Annotated in this window: 13 protein-coding genes and 1 tRNA gene; 4 read left to right on the forward strand and 10 right to left on the reverse strand. The window is 64.0% G+C overall.

Going from position 1 to position 17,958, the window contains the following annotated elements; genetic code table 11:
• Window positions 1-74 precede the first annotated feature (74 nt).
• The 4 genes from SJI03_RS22415 to SJI03_RS22430 all read right to left on the reverse strand — a co-directional run bounded on the left by SJI03_RS22415 (window position 75) and on the right by SJI03_RS22430 (window position 3,243).
• On the reverse strand, window positions 75-566 hold the full coding sequence (locus SJI03_RS22415; protein WP_035817450.1) for an Hcp family type VI secretion system effector: 492 nt from the start codon (window positions 564-566) through the stop codon (window positions 75-77).
• Window positions 567-599: 33 nt separating this feature from the next.
• Window positions 600-2,084, reverse strand: a complete 1,485-nt coding sequence (gene tssC / locus SJI03_RS22420) for a type VI secretion system contractile sheath large subunit (protein ID WP_077402280.1) — start codon at window positions 2,082-2,084, stop codon at window positions 600-602.
• 1 nt (window position 2,085) lies between these two features.
• Window positions 2,086-2,595, reverse strand: a complete 510-nt coding sequence (tssB, locus tag SJI03_RS22425; protein WP_035817446.1) for a type VI secretion system contractile sheath small subunit — start codon at window positions 2,593-2,595, stop codon at window positions 2,086-2,088.
• Between the two features lie 72 nt (window positions 2,596-2,667).
• On the reverse strand, window positions 2,668-3,243 hold the full coding sequence (locus tag SJI03_RS22430; protein ID WP_233516362.1) for a hypothetical protein: 576 nt from the start codon (window positions 3,241-3,243) through the stop codon (window positions 2,668-2,670).
• 289 nt (window positions 3,244-3,532) lie between these two features.
• On the opposite strand from SJI03_RS22430, the gene tssK reads away from it, so the two are divergent.
• From tssK to SJI03_RS22450, 4 genes are read left to right on the forward strand one after another with little or no spacing between them, the layout of a single operon-like run.
• Window positions 3,533-4,879, forward strand: coding sequence for a type VI secretion system baseplate subunit TssK (tssK, locus tag SJI03_RS22435; RefSeq protein WP_322428645.1), 1,347 nt, complete (start codon window positions 3,533-3,535; stop codon window positions 4,877-4,879).
• 9 nt (window positions 4,880-4,888) lie between these two features.
• Complete coding sequence (gene icmH / locus SJI03_RS22440; RefSeq protein WP_099380637.1) at window positions 4,889-5,671, forward strand: type IVB secretion system protein IcmH/DotU; 783 nt, start codon at window positions 4,889-4,891, stop codon at window positions 5,669-5,671.
• Window positions 5,671-9,498: a type VI secretion system Vgr family protein gene (gene tssI / locus SJI03_RS22445; RefSeq protein ID WP_322428664.1), complete on the forward strand. Its 3,828-nt coding sequence runs from the start codon at window positions 5,671-5,673 to the stop codon at window positions 9,496-9,498. Before icmH ends, tssI begins: the two co-directional genes overlap by 1 nt.
• 41 nt (window positions 9,499-9,539) lie before the next feature.
• Entirely contained in the window at window positions 9,540-9,995 is a 456-nt protein-coding gene (locus SJI03_RS22450; RefSeq protein WP_099380639.1) for a hypothetical protein, read from the forward strand.
• 5 nt (window positions 9,996-10,000) lie between these two features.
• Here SJI03_RS22450 and SJI03_RS22455 read toward each other — a convergent pair whose 3' ends face one another.
• From SJI03_RS22455 to SJI03_RS22480, 6 genes are all read right to left on the reverse strand, one after another.
• Window positions 10,001-11,143, reverse strand: a complete 1,143-nt coding sequence (locus tag SJI03_RS22455) for an FAD-dependent oxidoreductase (protein ID WP_322428646.1) — start codon at window positions 11,141-11,143, stop codon at window positions 10,001-10,003.
• A complete protein-coding gene (locus tag SJI03_RS22460) occupies window positions 11,143-13,317 on the reverse strand; it encodes a LodA/GoxA family CTQ-dependent oxidase (protein ID WP_322428647.1) in 2,175 nt (724 codons plus the stop codon). The genes SJI03_RS22455 and SJI03_RS22460 overlap by 1 nt, the downstream gene beginning before the upstream one ends.
• Before the next feature lie 47 nt (window positions 13,318-13,364).
• Complete coding sequence (locus SJI03_RS22465) at window positions 13,365-13,724, reverse strand: hypothetical protein (RefSeq protein WP_099380642.1); 360 nt, start codon at window positions 13,722-13,724, stop codon at window positions 13,365-13,367.
• The gene (locus tag SJI03_RS22470) at window positions 13,721-15,415 is read right to left on the reverse strand and encodes a tyrosinase family protein (protein ID WP_322428648.1); all 1,695 of its coding nucleotides are present in this window, start codon (window positions 15,413-15,415) and stop codon (window positions 13,721-13,723) included. The genes SJI03_RS22465 and SJI03_RS22470 overlap by 4 nt, the downstream gene beginning before the upstream one ends.
• 76 nt (window positions 15,416-15,491) lie before the next feature.
• The gene (locus SJI03_RS22475; RefSeq protein WP_322428649.1) at window positions 15,492-17,537 is read right to left on the reverse strand and encodes a multicopper oxidase family protein; all 2,046 of its coding nucleotides are present in this window, start codon (window positions 17,535-17,537) and stop codon (window positions 15,492-15,494) included.
• A gap of 312 nt (window positions 17,538-17,849) precedes the next feature.
• Window positions 17,850-17,942: transfer RNA gene (locus tag SJI03_RS22480), tRNA-Ser, on the reverse strand.
• Window positions 17,943-17,958: the final 16 nt, after the last annotated feature.

Below are 17,958 nucleotides of genomic sequence, written 5' to 3' on the forward strand. Positions count from 1 at the left end.
GCGTGGATACCGCTGCCGGCGGCCAGGAAAGCCAGCGGCGGCAGCGCGCCGCTGGCGTACGCGGTCAGATACGGTCAGGCTGTCTTGTTGGCCGACAGGTCCCAGCCGCCGGAGGTGTTACCGCCCGAGCCGCCACCCACTTTTTGCTGCGTGTACTTCCACTTGACCTTGGAATACTTGAGCGCCAGGTCTTCGCCGAGAATGTCGCCCGCGGCCACCGATGGCGCCACGCTGCTGATCATCACATTCTCGAGTTCGATTTCGAAGTACTTGATGCGCTCGCCCTGGCCATCGGCGCGCAGGAACTCGAGCTTGGCTTTCGGGATAGTCTTGCCCGAGGAGCACGTTTGCAGCAGCAAGGGACTGGCGAGATCGGCCATCTTGGCGATAACGATATCCTTGTGCTCGGTACGTTCGGCGGTATGGCCGCCGCCTGTCGAGGCGGTCGCCGATTTGGGTTGCAACACCTGCCACTGGACCGACTTGCACTCGATCCAATCTTTGTGGCTGTTATCCGTGGATTCGCCTTTGATGCCATCAATTTGCAAGTATACGTCGATTGCCATGTCATTCCTTTCAAGGGTGTGAAGAAAAATACATTACGATTTGGTCGACTGCGGAAGCTCCGCGACCAAACGGAGTGAAACGGACAATTCGTCCAGTTGAAAATGCGGACGCAAAAAGGACACGGCGCGGTACACGCCGGGCCGGCCCGGCACTTCCGATACCTGCACCGACGCTTCGCGCAGCGGAAACTGGGCTTTCTGTTCCTGGCTGGCGTTATCGTCGAGCAGCACGTACTGCGTCAGCCAGCGGTTGAGGAAATCTTCCACGTTGGAGGCGGCGGCAAAGCTGCCGATCTTGTCGCGCATCATGGCCTTCATGTAGTGGGCGATGCGCGACACAGCGAAGATGTATTGCAGTTGCGCCGACAGCACGGCGTTCGCGTTGGCGGCGTCGGTATTGTATTTTTTCGCCTTCTGCGCCGACTGGGCGCCGAAAAACGCGGCATAGTCCGTGTTCTTGCAGTGCACGAGGGAGATGAAGCCCAGGTCGCTCAATTCCTTTTCGCGACGGTCCGTGATGGCGATCTCGGTCGGGCATTTCAGCGCCACCTCGCCCTCGTCCGTCTTGAAGGTATGCGTCGGCAAGTCTTCCACCAGGCCGCCCCCCTCCACGCCGCGGATCGCCGCGCACCAGCCGTAATCCTCGAAGGCGGCCGTCAGCTTGGTGCCGAACGCGTAGGCGGCATTGCACCACAGGTATTTCTGGTGGTCGGTGCCGTCGACGTCCTCGACGAAATTGAAGCCATCGACGGTGGCGCCATCGAGCGGATTGAATGGCAGCCGGCCCAGGAAGCGGGGCAAGGTCAGGCCCACATAGCGCGAATCTTCCGATTCGCGCAAGGATTTCCACTTCGCATACTCGACCGTGTCGAATACCTTGGCCAGGTCGCGCGGCTTGCCCAGGTCGCTGTAGCTTTCCAGGCCAAACAGTTCCGGCGACGCCGACGAGATGAACGGCGCGTGCGCGGCGGCGGCCACATGCGACATCTGTTCGATGAAATACATGTCTTCCGGCTGGCGGCTGAATTCGAAGTCGCCCAGCAAGGTGCCGAATGGCGCCCCGCCGAAGGTGCCGAATTCCTCTTCGTAGACCTTCTTGAACATGGTCGACTGGTCGAACTCCAGCGCGCTCTGGAAATCCTTGACCAGTTCGCGCTTGGTCGCGTTCATCATCTTGATTTTCAGGTTCGTGCCGGTGGCCGTGTTCTTCACCAGGTAATGCAGGCCCGTCCAGCTGCTTTCCAGCTTCTGGAATTCGGGCGCGTGCATGATGGCGCTGAGCTGCGCGGAAATGAGCTGGTCCAGTTCGGCCACGCGGGCATCGATGGTGGCGGCCAGGTTATTCGATACCACCACCGTGCCATCCATGACCTGGCTGACCAGTTCGGAAATCAGATCCTTGGCGCGGGCGTGTTCGACGCTGGACTTGGCCACCTTGCTCTGTTCGACGATCTGGTCGAGCAAATCGATTTCGGCGGCGCCGGCGGCGCTCAATGCGGGGGTCAGTTGTGCGGACATATCAATCTTTCCTGACGTGGGAATGTTGTTCCAGCTGGGCCAGTTTTTCCGTGCTATTGAGCACGTCATTCAGGATGTCTTCCAGTTTGTCATTGCCGGCCAGCTTGTTGCGCAGGTCGGCCAGCTTGGTGCGCGCTTCGAGCAGCTTGCGCAGCGGCTCGACCTGCCCGACCACCGCTTCCGGGCGGAAATCGGCGATCGAGCGGAATTTCAGCTCGACGCCAAACTGGTCGCCGCCGGCGCCCAGTTCATTCGGCACGCGGAAGGTGGCGCGCGGCTCGATGCCCTTCATCACTTCATCGAAATTATCGCGGTCGATATCGACGAACTTGCGGTCCTTCAGGCGCTTCTGTTCGAGTTCGGAATTGCCGCCGAAATCGCCTACCACGCCCACCACGAAGGGCAGCTCCTTGTTTTCGATGGCGTCGCCGATCTCGACGTCATACGTCATCTGCACGCGCGGCGGGCGTACCTTTTGCAAGCGCTTCTGCACACTATCTTTCTTCGACATGACATCCCCTTCCAAATATTGGCGGCATCGGCGATGCGCCTGTTGAACTGCGGCGTACCCGTGCCTGGCTGGCTACTTCAGGGCATTGAATGGATTGGCGCTGCCCTCATCGGCAGTGCGCTTGCTTGGCTGCTTGCGCGACGCGCGCACGGGCGGCTTGTCCGGCGGCGGCACCAGCACGGTTTCGCCCAGGCTCTCGCGCAGCAGCTTGGCCAGGTCCTGCGATTCCGCGCGCAGCGGACCGGACAGGTTGTTCTGACGGCTCAGGTCGGCCAGCGCCCGCGTCGACAGGCGCAGGCCGCTGATGGCAATCACGCTGTTGGCCAGCTTGTCGGCAGGATCGCGCACCAGCACTTCCTGGGCGTTGAGGATGGCTTCGCCATACTGGCCGGCATCGTAGCGGCTTTGCGCCATGCGCACCCAGGGCTGCTTGTCGGCGGGCGCCGCAGCGGCCGCCTCCTGCCACAGCGCCAGCGCCGCCGCCTTGTTGCCCGTGTCCACGGCCTGCGTGGCCTTGGCCATCAGCTCCTCCAGCGTCGGCGGCGCCACGACGGGCGGCGCTTTGGCCACCGGCGCCGTACTGCAGGCGCTGAGGGCAAAAGCACAGGCGATAACTGCAAGCGTGCGTAGCGAAACCGAGCGTGTCATGTTGATCTTTCCTTCAAAAAAGAAGACTGTTTGGCGAACTGAAAAGTTGCTTTTTATAGTTGCTAATTATCTATTTTTCGGAGCGTAGCATGATTTGAAAATTCACTGCGTTCAATAGAAAATACGCGAAAACTCACACTACTCGCGCTAAAAACGTACAGTACGCACCATTCTTCAAGATAATGTTAAGGTTCTTGCAGTTGCGAAAAAAGCACCAGGTTGCGCGATGCGAAGCATGATTTTCAGTCGCTGCCGCGCGCCTCACTGTGTCTGGCATAGAGGGCAATCCATGAGCATGGCAAACAAATTGTTATGGGGCGAAGGGCTGTTTCTGCGGCCCCAGCATTTCCAGCAGCAAGACCAGTACCACGAGCAGCGCCTGCACGAAAGCGTCAAGGCGCTGCATCCGTATGCGTGGGGCGTGAACCAGTTGCAGATCGACCGCGATGCGCTGGCCAACAACAGCTTGCGCCTGCTGGAACTGTCGCTGGTCTTCCAGGACGGCGAAATCTACAACGCCGCCGGGAGCGATGAACTGCCCGACGCGCTCGACCTGGGCAACGTGCCGTCGTCCTTGCAATCGGTGACCTTTCACGCCGCCTTGCCGGCGTTCAAGCCATTCGGCGGCAACTTCGCCGCCAGCGGCCAGCCCAACAACGCGGCGCGCTATGCCCAGGCCAATCTCAGCACGCCGGACCTGTACACCCAGGCCGCGCAGGCCGAACTGACCTACCTGAAAAAAACCCTGCGCCTGGTCGCCGATGCCGAGCCGCGCGATTCCTACGTCAGCTTCCCCCTGCTGCGCCTGCGGCGCCTGTCGACGGGCGGCTTCGAGCAGGACCCGGCCTTCGTCCCCCCCAGCCTGTCCATCCGCAGCGCGCCCCTGCTGTTCCTGCAGCTGCGCCGCCTGATCGACGCGCTGCAAGCCAAGGTCAACGCGCTGTACGGGCATCACCGCGAGCCTAGCAAGAGCGTGATCGAGTTCCGCTCGGGCGACATGTCCTCGTTCTGGCTGCTGCATACGGCCAGCGCGGCCTACGCATCGCTCAGCCATTATTTCCATCATCCGGGGCTGCATCCGGAGCGGCTGTACGAACAGCTGCTGGCCCTGGCGGGCGGCTTGATGACCTTTTCAAGAAGCCATGCACTGGCCGACCTGCCGCCGTACCGGCATGCCGATCCCGGCCCCGCGTTCGCCCAGCTGCACGCCATGATCCGCGAATTGCTCGACACCGTGATCTCGTCGAAATACTTCGCCATCGCGCTGACGGAAACCAAGCCGTCCTACCATCACGGCAAGCTGGACTCGGAAAAGATCGATGCCAAGACGGCGTTCTACCTGGGCGTGTCGGCCGACATGGCCGGCGTGGAGCTGGTCGACGTGGTGCCGCTGCGCTTCAAGGTGGGCGCGCCGGACGATGTGGAAAAATTCGTCCTGTCCGCCCTGCCCGGGGTGCGCCTGCAGCACGCGCCGCAGGTGCCGGCCGCCGTGCCGGTGCGGCCCGACATGTTTTACTTCACCATCGAGGCCAAGGGCCAGATGTACGAACGCATGCTGCAGGCGCAGTCGCTGCTGGTCTATGTCCCGTCCGGCATGCGTGAACTGAAACTCGAACTTGTCGCCGTCACTTCCTGAGGTCCAACGATGCACTCCAGCGCTCCCCCTTCCCTGATGTCCGGCAGCCAGGCCGCCTATGCCTCCAGCATGGCTGCCGGTCCCGGCACCGAACACACCTTGATGGACTTGATGTACGACGGTTTTTACGCCCTGTTCATGCTGAAGAACGGCAGCGGGCCGCAAGACAATGCCGATTTCATCAGCAAGATGACGCACTTCCTCGATGAGTTCAGCCGCGGCGCGAAAAAACAGGGCGCGTCTGCGGACGACATCGACGCCGCAAAATATGCATTCTGCGCGGCCGTCGATGAAATCATCCTGCGCTCGCCCTACAGCATCCGCGACGAATGGGCGCGCCGGCCCTTGCAGCTGGTGCTGTTCGGCGACCAGCTAGCTGGCGAAAACTTCTTCATCCGTCTCGAAGCGCTGCGCGCGCGCGGCAGCGCGCACCTGCAGGCGCTCGAGGTCTTCCACATGTGCCTGCTGCTGGGTTTCCAGGGCCGCTACATCCTCGAAGGCCCGGAAAAACTCAACTACCTGACGGCGCGCCTGGGGGACGAAATCGCCCAGATGAAGGGCAAGAAAACCGGCTTCGCCCCGCATGCGGAGCGGCCCGACCAGATCATCCACAAGCTGCGCAACAACGTGCCGGTCTGGGTGCTGTGTTCGGTGTTCGCCCTGATCTGCGCAATGGGCTACCTGGGCCTGCGCACCATGCTGGCCAAACAGACGCAAGCGCAGATCAATGCCTACAACGACATCGTCAAGCTGGCGCCGCGCGTGGCTAACCTGAGCATTACCCTGCCGTGATGGGCGGCGCACAGGCAACCCCCGCAGCCACGGGCCAGTTCGGCACCGGCCTGAGCCAGCATGCGCGGCTCATCACCCTGGCCACGGCCCAGCAGTCCGGACAGCCGGAATCGCTGATGGCGGAACAGTTCGAGGGCCGCGAGGCCGTCAATGAACTGTTCCGCTTCGAGGTCGACGCGCTGAGCACCGCGGCCAGCCTGGACCTGTCCTCCTTCATCGGCGAAGAAATGACGCTGTGCCTGCTGCAGCCCGACGGCAGCCAGCGCGCCTGGCACGGCATCTGCACCGATTGCGCCTGGCTGGGCGCCGACGGTGGCGTGGCGCGCTACCGGCTGCGCCTCGAGCCGGCCCTGGCCCTGCTGCAGCTGCGCCGCGACAGTTATATTTTCCAGGACAAGAACGCGCGCGACATCGTCACCGAGCTGCTGGCCGACTACCCGCAGCTGCGCTTCGAATTCGACGTCAGCCAGGCGCTGGCCACGCGCGCCATCCGCACCCAGTACCGCGAAAGCGACTTCGCTTTCTTCGCGCGCCTGCTGGCCGCCGAAGGCCTGAGCTGGCGCTTCGAGCACGACCAGCCCGGCGGCGCGCAGGAAGGTGGCGAGGGCGAGGCGCAGGCCAGGCACAAACTGGTGATCTTCGACAGCAAGGCGACCGCGCCGCAGACGCCGGGCGGCGCCGACATGCGCTTTCACGGCGTGCGCGCCACCGATACCGACGACGCCATCGACCGCTTCGGTGCGCGCCGCCAGGTGCAATCGAATGCCGTCAGCATCAGCAGCTGGGACCCGGCGCAGGTGACGGCGCCCGCCGCCGAGCAGGTCTCCAGCCTGGAGGCGGGGCAATTGCCGCAACTGGCCGTGTATGACGGCGCCGGCGAACGCCTGCACGCCGACCGCGCGGCGGCCGGGCCGCACAGCGAGCGCATGCTGCAAGCGCTGGAACTGGACAACAAGCAGTTCGACGGCGCCGGCGCCGTGCGCCGCCTGGCCGCCGGCCACGCCATGCGCCTGCTGCAGCACGAACAGCATGCCGATGGCGCCAACGCCTTCACCGTGCTGTGGGCCGAGCACCAGGCGCGCAACAATACGGGACCGGCCGGCGCCGGCCTGGGCAGCATGCTGTCGACGCTGGCCAAGACGGCCGGCCTGGGCGGCGTCGCCGACTGGATCGCCGGCCAGATCGAACCGGGCACCTACCGCAACCGCTTCGGCTGCGTGCGCGCCAGCGTGGCCATCGTGCCGCGCGCCACCGCCGCGCGCGCACCTGCCGTGGCGTTGGGCCCGCAGACAGCGCTGGTGGTGGGGCTGGCCGACAGCGTTGCCACCACGGGCCGCGACCACCAGGTACGCATCCAGTTCGCCTGGCAGCGCGGCAACGCCGCCAATCCGGGCGGCCTGGCGCACAACACCGACCAGCAGGGCAACGCGCCCGGCAACGAGGCGTCCGGCGCCTGGGTGCGCGTGGCCGAAGCGCTGGCCGGCCCGAACTGGGGCTCGCAATTCACGCCGCGCCTCGGCACGGAAGTGCTGGTCGACTTCATCGAAGGCGACATGGACCGCCCGCTGGTCGTCGCCCAGCTCTACACAGGCAGCGACACGCCGCCGTATGCGGCCGGCGAGGATGCGGGCGTCAACCACGCGGGCGTCCTGTCGGGCATGCACAGCCACAATTTCGACGGCGCCGGCTACAACCAGTGGGTGCTCGACGATACCCAGGGCCAGCTGCGCACCCGGCTCGCTTCGAGCAGCGCCGCCACCGAACTCAATCTGGGCTACCTGGTGCAGCAAGGCGCCAGCTCGGCGCAACGGGGCAGCTACCGCGGCAGCGGCTTTGAATTGCGCACCGATGCCTGGGCCATGCTGCGCGCCGGCGAAGGCATGCTGATCTCGACCACGGCGCGCGCGCGCCAGGGCGCCGGCGTGACGTCGAGCCAGCTCGACACGAAGGAAGCGCTGGCCCTGCTGCGCGGCGCCTGTGAACTGAGCAAGACGGTAGCAACGTCGGCAAGCCAGCAAAAAGCCCTCGTCAGCAAGGATGCGAACCAGGCGCAGCTGGACATGGCGACGCAGATCGATCCGCGGCAGGAAGGCAAGTACCAGGCCAATGTCGGCGGCCAGGAAGCCAGCAAGGCAGGCAGCGGCACGCGCGCGCCCGATACGGCGCAGCCCGTGGAACGCTACGCCCAGCCGCTGGTGGTGATGGAGTCGCCCACCAGCATCAACTGGGCCACGCCCGCGTCGACCGTGCTGTTCGCGGGCCAGCATCTGCACTGGACGGCGCAGGCCGACCTGCACATGACGGCCGGCCAGACAGTCGCCTCGGTGGCGGCCAACGCGGCCACGCTGTTCAGCCACGAAGGCGGCATCAAGGCCGTCGCGGGCAACGGCCCCGTCTCGCTCGAAGCGCATACCGACCAACTGGAAATCCTCGCCGATCAAGCCGTCACGGTGATCTCCGTGAGCGACAGCATCGACATCAAGGCCAACCAGAAAATCGTCCTGCAGGCAGGACAGTCGTCGATCACGCTCGAAGGCGGCGACATCACCTTCCGCTGCCCCGGCCATTTTACGGTCAAGGGCGGGCAGCATGTCTTCAACGGCGGCGCCAGCGTCGCCGCCGGCCTGCCGCCGTTGCCGGACAGCCGCCTGAAACTGTTCGACGAAGGCTTCGTGCTGAAAGACCGCGACACGGGTGAACTGATGCCGCGCCAGCCGTATCGCGTCAAGCGCGCCGACGGCAGTATCGAAACGGGCATGACGGACGCCAGGGGCCTGACCCATATCGTGGCGGCTGCCGCCGTCGAGGCGTTGGTGATCGAACTGCTCAAATCACCGGGCCAGTTGCCCGAGACGCAAGACAGCCCTGAGCCGGCTCCTGCCCCGCCACCCGGCTCGGACACGCGCGCCAAGGCGCCTGCGCCCGGCACGACGGCCAAGGCGCCGCCCAAGCCCGAGCCGAAATTCAAGGAAACGGGTACGTCCAGCACCAGCCCCGTCGACAATAAGCAGCGCAAGGAAGTGCTCATCAAGCGCCCCGCCTGCTGGATCGCCGACTATGAAAAGGAGATCAGCGTCTCCAGCGTGCCGCGCTACAACAACACCTTCGGCGCCACTGGCGCGCCGCATAACTATTTCGACAACGTGCGCTACAAGATCTACGTGCCCGTCAAGTCGAATACCGGCATCATCGCCGAATTGCGCGTCAAGGTGATCACGGTGCTCGAGCCAGCCGACCAGGCGCTGGAAGAGCGCGAAAAGGGTACCCCACAGGCCGCCACGCGGGTCAAGCAGCGCGCCGCCGTCATCAAGTACGTCAAGGGCATCGCCACCACGGGGCTGGAAAGCCACTGGAACAACAAATTCCAGATGAAAATCAGCGATCCGGAATGCGGCACGCGCGTCCTGCCCATCGTCTACCGCGTCGTTTATGTGGAAAGCAACGAACACTACGTCATGCAGATCCACAAACGCTACGACCGCGAAAGCGTGACGGGCACCATCATCGACGTGTCCGCCTCGACCGATGGCCAGACGCACGCACATGAATTCGGTCACTGCTATGGCCTGCCGGATGAATATTCGTATGTGGAGGGCGACGACGAGACCGTCAAATACAAGAAGCCGGACGGCAGCTGGGATGCGCCCGTGCCTTCCCTCTCTGACGACAAGGAACCTGAACCGGCCGCCGCCAACATCATGAACTCGGCCGGCTCCATCGTCATCCGTGACCGGCATGCCTGGCAGATCGCCATCGAAGTGCAGGAATTGCTACGGACGAAAATAGGACGGCAGATCAAATGCGATATCATCCTGAACGGCTCCTAATCGCACTGCTCGCAGTGTCCCTACAACTCCCAGGAAACGCCATGCCGAACGAAATTCTCTCCATCAGCGCCCACTGCATCGATAATCCGGCCTGCATTTTCACGGGCAGCGACATGCGCATCGAGGTGCTCATCAAGAATGTCGGCAATGGGGAAGTCGGCTATCCGCTCAAATACATGCAGGCGCGGGGGCCCAATATGCGCCTGATCGATAACGTGAGCGAACAAAGCCAGGTATTGAAGACGGGCCTGGCCAATCACGCGCTCAAGCGCGACCTCACGACCATCGCGCCCGGACAATCGATTGCGCTGCAAAGCGTCATCAAGCATACGGAACTGCTGCTGTTCCGCAAGGAGTTCGTCGACGTGACGGCCGAAATCGGTGTCTCGGCCGGCATCCAGACGGCGGGCAACGAGGAAACGCTGCCCTTCAAGGGCGGCGCCAGCCTGAAGATCATCGGCAGGGATACGCTCGAACGCGAAGCGCAGCGGCGATAAGACCGCTAGCGCGCCTGCGCACCCGCATGCAACTGGCGCCAGAACGGCGCGGCGGGCCAGCGCTGCTCCCAGCCATAGTACTGCTGGCGCTGCACGAGGTACTGCGCATGGCGCAGTGCCACCGTGTGCGCTACCGCGCCCAGGGTGGCGTGACCGGCGATGGCGTCAGCGGCCGCCATGCCGTTGGCGAGCGCCTTGACGATACCTTGCGAGGTGACGGGATCGTAGGCCGAGGCGGCGTCGCCGATGGCCAGCCAACCGTCGCCATGCAGTTGATCGAGGCAGTAGGACGGCGCGGGGAAACTCTGCACGCCGTCTGCCAGCGGCGCCGCGCCGCGGGCCAGCGCCGCCGTATTGGGTGCGGCCGCCAGCCCTTCCAGCCAGTGCCCGGCATGCTGCAGGCGCCGCGCCTTGACGGTGGCCGCATCGCTGTAGAACGCCAGCAGCAAGGTGGCGTCGGGCAGATGGGCGCCATACCACCAGCCATGTTCGACGGCTTCCAGGTGCGTCAGGCCGGAACGGGGGCCGTCTGGCGCGGCGAAGCACATCGCCAGGCATATCAGCGGCAGCGTTGCCACCTTGCGGCTGCCGCGCTGGCGCGCGAAGATGGCGCGCGTGCCGCTGGCGTCGACCACCAGGTCGGCGTGGATGCTGGCCAGGCGCGGGTGCGCCGGATCGCCCAGCATCAATTCCAATGTAAAACCGCCGCCTTGCGCCGGGGCCGACGCGGCCAGGCTGGCGCGCAGCAGCACTTCCGCCCCGCGCAAGCGCGCCTGGCGCGCAAGGAAGTCATTGAAACGGGAACGCTCCAGGTGCCAGCCGTGGCCCAGCGGATGCAGCAGCGCGTCGTTGTAGCCGCGCTTGTCGCTGCCCCACCAGGAACAGCTGCCATGGCAAGGCGCATGCGCCTCGGCGAAAAACGCCTGCGCCATCCCCAGCGCCTGGAACAGGCGGTTGGCTTCGGGCGGAATGCTTTCGCCGATGCGAAATTGAGCGTAGTCGCCCGCCTCGATCACTAGCACATCGTGCACGCCATGCCGGGCCAGCGCCAGCGCGCAGGCGCAGCCGGCCGGGCCCCCGCCGATGATGGCGACCCGGTAGCGCTGCCGCGATGGCCCCGCCGCTACGGAACTTTCTGCCGCCGCCATCAAGACTTCGGCTTCGGCCGGTACACCTTGTCGATGGCCGTGTTGCGCCAATACTCGACCAGGTTGCTTTCATCGCTGTCGAACAGGCTCTCGACTTCCAGGTAGTAATCCTTGCAGATGGCCTTCTCGCCAGCCTTGCGCGCAATCGCCGTGCTTTGCACGACCACGCCGATGCGGTGCCAGTTCAGCAGGAACTGCGCGCGGTCCTGGTAGCGGCCCACATGCATGGCGGGCCGGTCGATTTCCGCATTGTCCGGGGTGCTTGATGGCACGCCATCGGCCCGCGTGCCCTTGCCTCGAACGGAGTAACGCGGCGTCGCCAGTTCGCCGCCATTGGCAACGACGTCGTCGTAGGTGTACACGGCCACGGGCCGCTGCGCCGGCCAGGAGGAATACAGCAAGGTGTTGTAGCCATTGCCATTGATCGCCGTGGCCGCGTCGATCGCCTGCTGGTTATTGAGTACCTTGCCGCCGGGATTCGGATCCGGCAGATGCGTGGCGCACGAGTTGTAATCGGTATGCCATGGCAAGGCCATGAACTTCGACACGTCGCCAGGCTGCACCTCGCCGCCGCGCAGCGGCACATAGCCGGCGCCAAGAAAGGGCTGGTCCCTGACGGCGGCCGGGTAATCGAGATGCTGTGCATGGATGCGGAACGGGCCGCCTGCATCATGGCGCCGCCACGCCTGCCGGTACAGGCCGGGATCGCGCACGATAAAACCCATCTCGATGCCGGGGCTGTAGCGGCCGCCCAGGCAGTTGAACAGGACGCTACGGTCGAGCGCTTCGCCCGCGCCCAGCAGGAAAGTGCCGCTGTCGGCCACATACTGGCCATGCGCCCATTGGTCCATGAAAAAATACTGGGCACGCGTCAGGGTCAGCAGGCTGCTGCCCGCATCGCCAAGCGACAGCGGCATCTGCGGCTTCAGTGACGGCGCGCCCGTCTGGTCGGGATGGCGGATGAAATTCATGATGGGGTAAGTCAGGCCCTCCGCCTTCATCTTGCCCAGCAAGTCGTGCTCCTTGATCGCCCTGGGCGGCAGACTGGTCGTCCAGCGCTGCAGCGAGGCCGCCCGCAGGATGGGCTGGACATCGGTGCTGAAATTGCTCTGGTAGCCCGCCTGGTAGCTGCCATCCGCATACACGGCGGGCCGCAGCGCCATCTTTTCCAGCCAGGTGCAATACAGGTCGTCCCACAGCGAGACGACGTTCGCCGTTTGCGGCGCATACGACGGGTCGCTCGACACCACCCAGGCGCCGCCCTCGACGCTGCGCGCAGTGCCGTCGGCGAAGAGCAGCATGGCCGTGACGGGACCATCGGCCACGTCATCGAACCAGTTGTCGTTGTTGACGTTGTCGTGCAGGACGGCGGCGGGCGAATAATTGCCTTGCGCGTCAAAGCCGCAGGCCTTGCCATAACCGCCCAGCACCAGCAGGCGGCCATTCTTTTCCGTCGTGATGGCGCCCAGCGAGGCGATGATGGAACCAGGGCCCTGCGCCGGCGCGCCAGCCTGTCCGCCGCGCGGAAACGATACGGGATAGTCGGGCAGGCTGCGCACGGCGCCGCTGGCCGCCTCCGCGCACGATGGCGGCGTGGCGGCGTCGAACTGCTGCACCGACTGGCGCGAGGCCTGCACCGTGCGCGGTCCGGGGTCGATGACCAGCAGCTGCAGGCGCAGCGGGTCGGCCGGCGTGCCGAAGTGCGGCGAGGCCGGCTCGCCGAAAGCCCGATTGCGCAAGGCTGGCACGCGCTTGTTGTCGAACGGCGCCACGCCGTCGCCTGCCTCCCAGCTATTGGCCTTCTTGTTGGCCAGGTGCACGGTCCACACGATGTCCTTGACGATCTTGCCATCGACCATGCTGCCGATGGCCACTTCGGCCGCCGCGCCCCGCCGGCCCAGCGGGTAGCTTTCCACGCCATCGGCCGCATCGAACGCATATTGGTAAATCCGGAAGCGGGCCGCCTGCCGCTTGAGCTTTCCGCTGGCATCGCGCAACTCGCTGCTGGCGATGGTCGTGTCTTCCGTACCGGGCCGGATCGGCAAGCCTCCCGTGCCATCCTGGCCAGCCAGCGGCATGCCGGCCAGGCTTTCCGGGCCCAGATAGTATTCTTCGCTGTTGCCGACGCGGGCGATGCCGATGGCCGGGTGAATTCTCAAACCTGTGTATGCCATGCTGAACTCCTGATCATCAAGGGTGTCTGTGCCGGTCGGCCAACGCATCACGGCGGCATGCCGTCCCGGACCCACTGGTCGAAGATATCGATGCCCTCCTGCGGCATCGGGCCGTCAGGCGGCATCGGGTGCGGTGCAGACATGACATACTGGCCCTCCCCTGCGCCCGGCTTGCGCAGGCGGTGCCCGGCCGGCACCAGCCATTTTTCGTTGCGGCTGTCATAGTCGTAACCGTGGATGGCCACCTGGATTTGCCAGGCAAACGCCTTCACGCTCGCATAGTCGTTCAGATACAGCCGCTGCACGCCCGTCGACGCGGGGTTCGACAGCTTGACCTTGTTCATGTCGGCTACATAGCGGGAAAACAGGCCCTGCACATCGCGCTTGAAGCTGGTCCGTTCGCTCATGGCTTGCTCTCCTCATACGTGGGTTCGGCCGGTTTTCGGCGGTCGACGAGCTGGATCACGGGCGTGGAGAAATCGCCTTGCCGTATCAGGCCACGCCCCTTGTCATTGGTGGTGATGGCTGCCGTGATGCGCCAGGCCTGCCTGCGCTTCCTGGGTACGAGACTGTCGACGATGCCGGTGATATCCGTTTCGATGACATATTTGTCGTGCTGATGATGGCCGGACAAGGCCCAGTGGCTGGTGCTGGTGACCAGGTAGCGGTCGCGGAACGACTTGTCGCCGATGCGCGCGGCCACGTTGGCGGGATGCAGGTAGATATCGGCCTGAAAACTGTAGTCTTCATCCGCATGCGCGCGATCCAGCACCATGTTGGCCCGCTTGTCGCTGGCCACCCGCCGCGCCGGGATCTGGTAGGCGCTGGTCACGGTGAGATCGGGCCTGGCGACCGCGCCATCGGCCGCATCGTCGCTGAGCAAGGCGGCGAACAGGCTTTTCTGGTTGTCGCCAAACACAAAACCCGCCTGCTGGTGCCGGTCGATCAGGGCCTGGATATCCGTCTTGCGGGCAAACTCGCCGCCATAGCGCGGCTGGAAGCCATAGCCCTGCCGCAGGGTGTCGAAATACAGTTCCGCCTGGCCCATGTTGGCCGTGTAGTCGCCCGAATCACCGCGCTGGGCGTCGCCGCTGCCGGCGCTCCAGCCGACGGGTCGGGGCAGGCTGGCGTCCTGCTCGCTGCGCATGAACGCCGTGCGCCCGCTGCCGCGTATGCCGGCATCGCCATGCTCGTCGAGCCATTTCTCGAAACTGTAATCGAGGAAATTATGGAAGGCATAGAACAGCGGATCGAGGCCGGCCGTGACGTTGTCGCCCATGTTGCCGCCCATGTAGGTGGCGTGCATGCGATTGTGGATTTTTGTTTCCAGGTTGCCGCCGCCCAAGCTGCCGTATTCGTCGCCGCCGAAATCGGCCCACTCCATGTAATAGATCTGATAGGCCAGCAAGTTGGGCGAAGCCGTGGCCAGCGAGCTGTCGAGCCCCTCCTTGTTGCGCGTGGCGTCGTACAGCGGCGAATCGACGTCCTCGAAGGCTTTCGGATAGCGCACGCCGGAAGGCTTGCGGGTGAAGTTCCAGTACGGCAGCGTGACATTGCGCGTACTGGGTCCCCGCTCGCCGTTCGGGTCGGCTGCCTGCAAGACTTGCTCATAAAAATACAGCTGCGCCCGGTGCCATTGCAGGAAGGTGTTTTTCTGGTGCTCGCACTCGCCGGGAAACTCCTCGTGGGCGTTGTCTTCGGTCGCCACCTTGTCGAGGAAATAGGCGACGTCGCAGCTGTTGCGCGTCGGATCGCCCAGCAGCTTTTTCAGCCTGTCGCCAGGCAAGGCCGCCTGGCGGTCATTGAAGACGTCGACGGAGGTGCAGTTATGCACCCAGGCCTGCCACAGGAAGCCGCGCCGGTCATACACGTTTTCCTGGCTCTTGCGTTTCATTTCGCTCACCGCATGCTTGAAGGCGTCAAGCTCGGCCGGAGTCAGTGCATCGATATTCTTGCGGTAGCGCACGACGCGGGCGCCGCCCGGCTCCGCTTGCGCCAGCAATTCCGGGCGACACGATACGGCGGCCTGCGATTGCCCCGAGGTGCAGACACCTGCGCACAGCAGGCCGGCCAGGAGGGGAAGGAGTGCAGTTTTCATGCTTGACATGGGTAGTTGCTCCGGAGGCAGGTGGGGAGAGGCGGCAGCGCGCCGGGCGCGCTCCCGCCTGGAACGGTCAGTGTCCGTGTCCGCCCATGTCGCCGCCACCCTTGCCATCCGGCAGTACCACCTTGACGTTCTGCATCATGCCCTGGTCTTCATGCTCGAGGATGTGGCAATGCAGCACGTATTCGCCGATGTAGCGCTGATAACGCGTGGCAATCTCGATCTTGTGGTCCTTTATCACCAGCAAGGTGTCTTTCCAGGTGCCGATCAAGTCCTGGTATTGCTGATCCACCTTGCCGCCGTCGGTCCGAACGACGCTGACGACCTGGAAGGGATTGACGTGGATATGGAAGGGATGGTTGCCCTTCTTGGACGCCAGTTCCCACATCTGCTCGGTACCCAGCACCAGCGTGTGATCCACGCGGTGCGGATCATAGACATACTTCAGATCAGGTGTCGGCGAGTCTTCCGGCTTGCCTTCCACCATGAAACGGAACTTGCCCCCCAGCTCGGCGATATTGAAGGTCGCATACTCCTTCTTCTTGCCGCGCATGGCCTCCTTTGCCGCCTCGCTGAAGCTGGCGTGCGGCACAAACTTGCCGAGCTTGAGGCCATTCTCCAGGTCGCTGAGAATGGTGCTCTTGACGCTGTCCGGCAACCGGGCGCTGGGCAGGCGCTTGACGGCGTTGCGCAACTCGGCCAGCAAGAAATCGCGCGGCGACTCGCCCGCCTTCGCGCGGGCAGACGCCTTGGCGTTGGTCTTGGCGGCGATCACGCTGATCAGGCGCGTGTTGTTGACGTCATGCATCGTCGTCAGGTTATTGACGTTGGTTTCCGCATAGACGCAATACGCGCCGGCTTTCGGCAGCGAAAACAGGATGTCGCTGCGGTAGCCCGGCTGCAGGTAGTTGAGGGTCTTGGCAATGATCTTGTCGTGCGTCAAGCCGTCGCCGGCCACCTCGAATTGCGTGACATCCTCGCCATCGCACAACGCCATCACGTCCTTGTCCTGGTTCGCCACGCCGAGCGCCTGGAACAGCTTTTGCGGATCGTTCGCGCGCCGGATGCGCAACACGACGGACGCCTGGAAGCCCGTATCGATCATGCGCCAGCGGTACAGGCGCTGCGTGGCCATGTTCAGCACCGGCTGCACCTTGCCGTTGACGGAGGTGTAGCGGCCCGACATCAGCCAGGCATCCGGATCCTTGACCTGATTGAAATCCTCGAGCACGCCCACGGCATCCTTTTCGCACGGTATCGTCGGCACCAGGCTGTTGCTGGGGCAGTCATACGGAATTTGCTGCAACAGCATCACTTCGCCGGCGCTGCCGCTGCCATCGTCGGGCTGGAATTGTTTCAGCATCACATCGAGGTCGCCCTGCGCGGTGGCGGTCGGATAGCGGTCGCCTTCCACCACCAGCGCGCCGGCCATGCCGCTGGCCACCTGCATCGCCGTCGCGCCATGCTGGTGCGGGTGATACCAGAACGTGCCGGCCGGGTGGTCGATGGGAATATTGTATTCATACTCGAAATCCACCTCCGGCTTGATCGAGATCAGCACGTTGTCGCTATTGCCCGAAGGCGAGACCCACAAGCCATGCGAATGCAGATTGGTGTCGTTGAAGCAGCCGCGCGGACGCGGCGCATTCGTATCGCTCGTCGCGCACTGCTCGGCCGACAGCCGCGGCAACTGGTTATGCAGCTTGAAGCGCACGGTTTGCCCCGGCGCCATCACCACCGTGGGCGCCATGAAGGTGGCCGCATTCTCGTCACGGCCATCGAGCGCCAGGTTGCTCGTCTGCTGGTAGGAACGCAGGCGTACCTTGTCATGCTTGGCCGTGGTCGGGTTATAGATGCTGCCGTTGGCATAGCGGATGTACAGGTCGTACGACTTTTCATACTCGTCGCGCTTGCTTGCCGCGCGGTTGGCGGGCCTGGCGCGGGCCTTCAGCTTCGGCGGCTCCTGCAGCAGGCGCAGCTCGAGTTTGGGCACGGACTTCAGGTTCAGGTCAAGATTCAGATTGACCGTGGTTTCCGCGGCGAAGACGGCGCCGCAGGCGAACGGCATGGCGGCCAGGCACAGCGACACGTAGCTGCGGGGAAGGCGATTGGACATGACAACTCCTTGATTGGACTCGGCAATGGAAGCATGGCTGGGCATGCGTAGTTTTTATTAGTAACATTGCTATTATCCATAATGACAAAGAGTCAATACTCACACTAAGTCACTTGTTGTTTTTATTGCTGAGGGGGATTGCGGTCAGGGGCCGGCGGGGAAGCTGGCAGTTAGTGCCTGATTGGGCGATTCGGAGCGCCTCGCGCCTGCAGGCGCGAAGCTTCGAATCCCACACGCAAAGCGCGCAGGCGCTTTGCTCGTCTCCGCAAGGCGGAAATGAAAAAACCCGCCGAAGCGGGTTTTTAAAAATACTGGCGGAGACGGTGGGATTCGAACCCACGATACAGGTATAAGCCGTATGCATCCTTAGCAGGGATGTGCCTTCGGCCACTCGGCCACGTCTCCTAGCTGATTACTCAAC

Source organism: Janthinobacterium sp. GMG1 (assembly GCF_034427795.1).
In the GTDB taxonomy this organism is placed as follows: Bacteria; Pseudomonadota; Gammaproteobacteria; order Burkholderiales; family Burkholderiaceae_D; genus Janthinobacterium.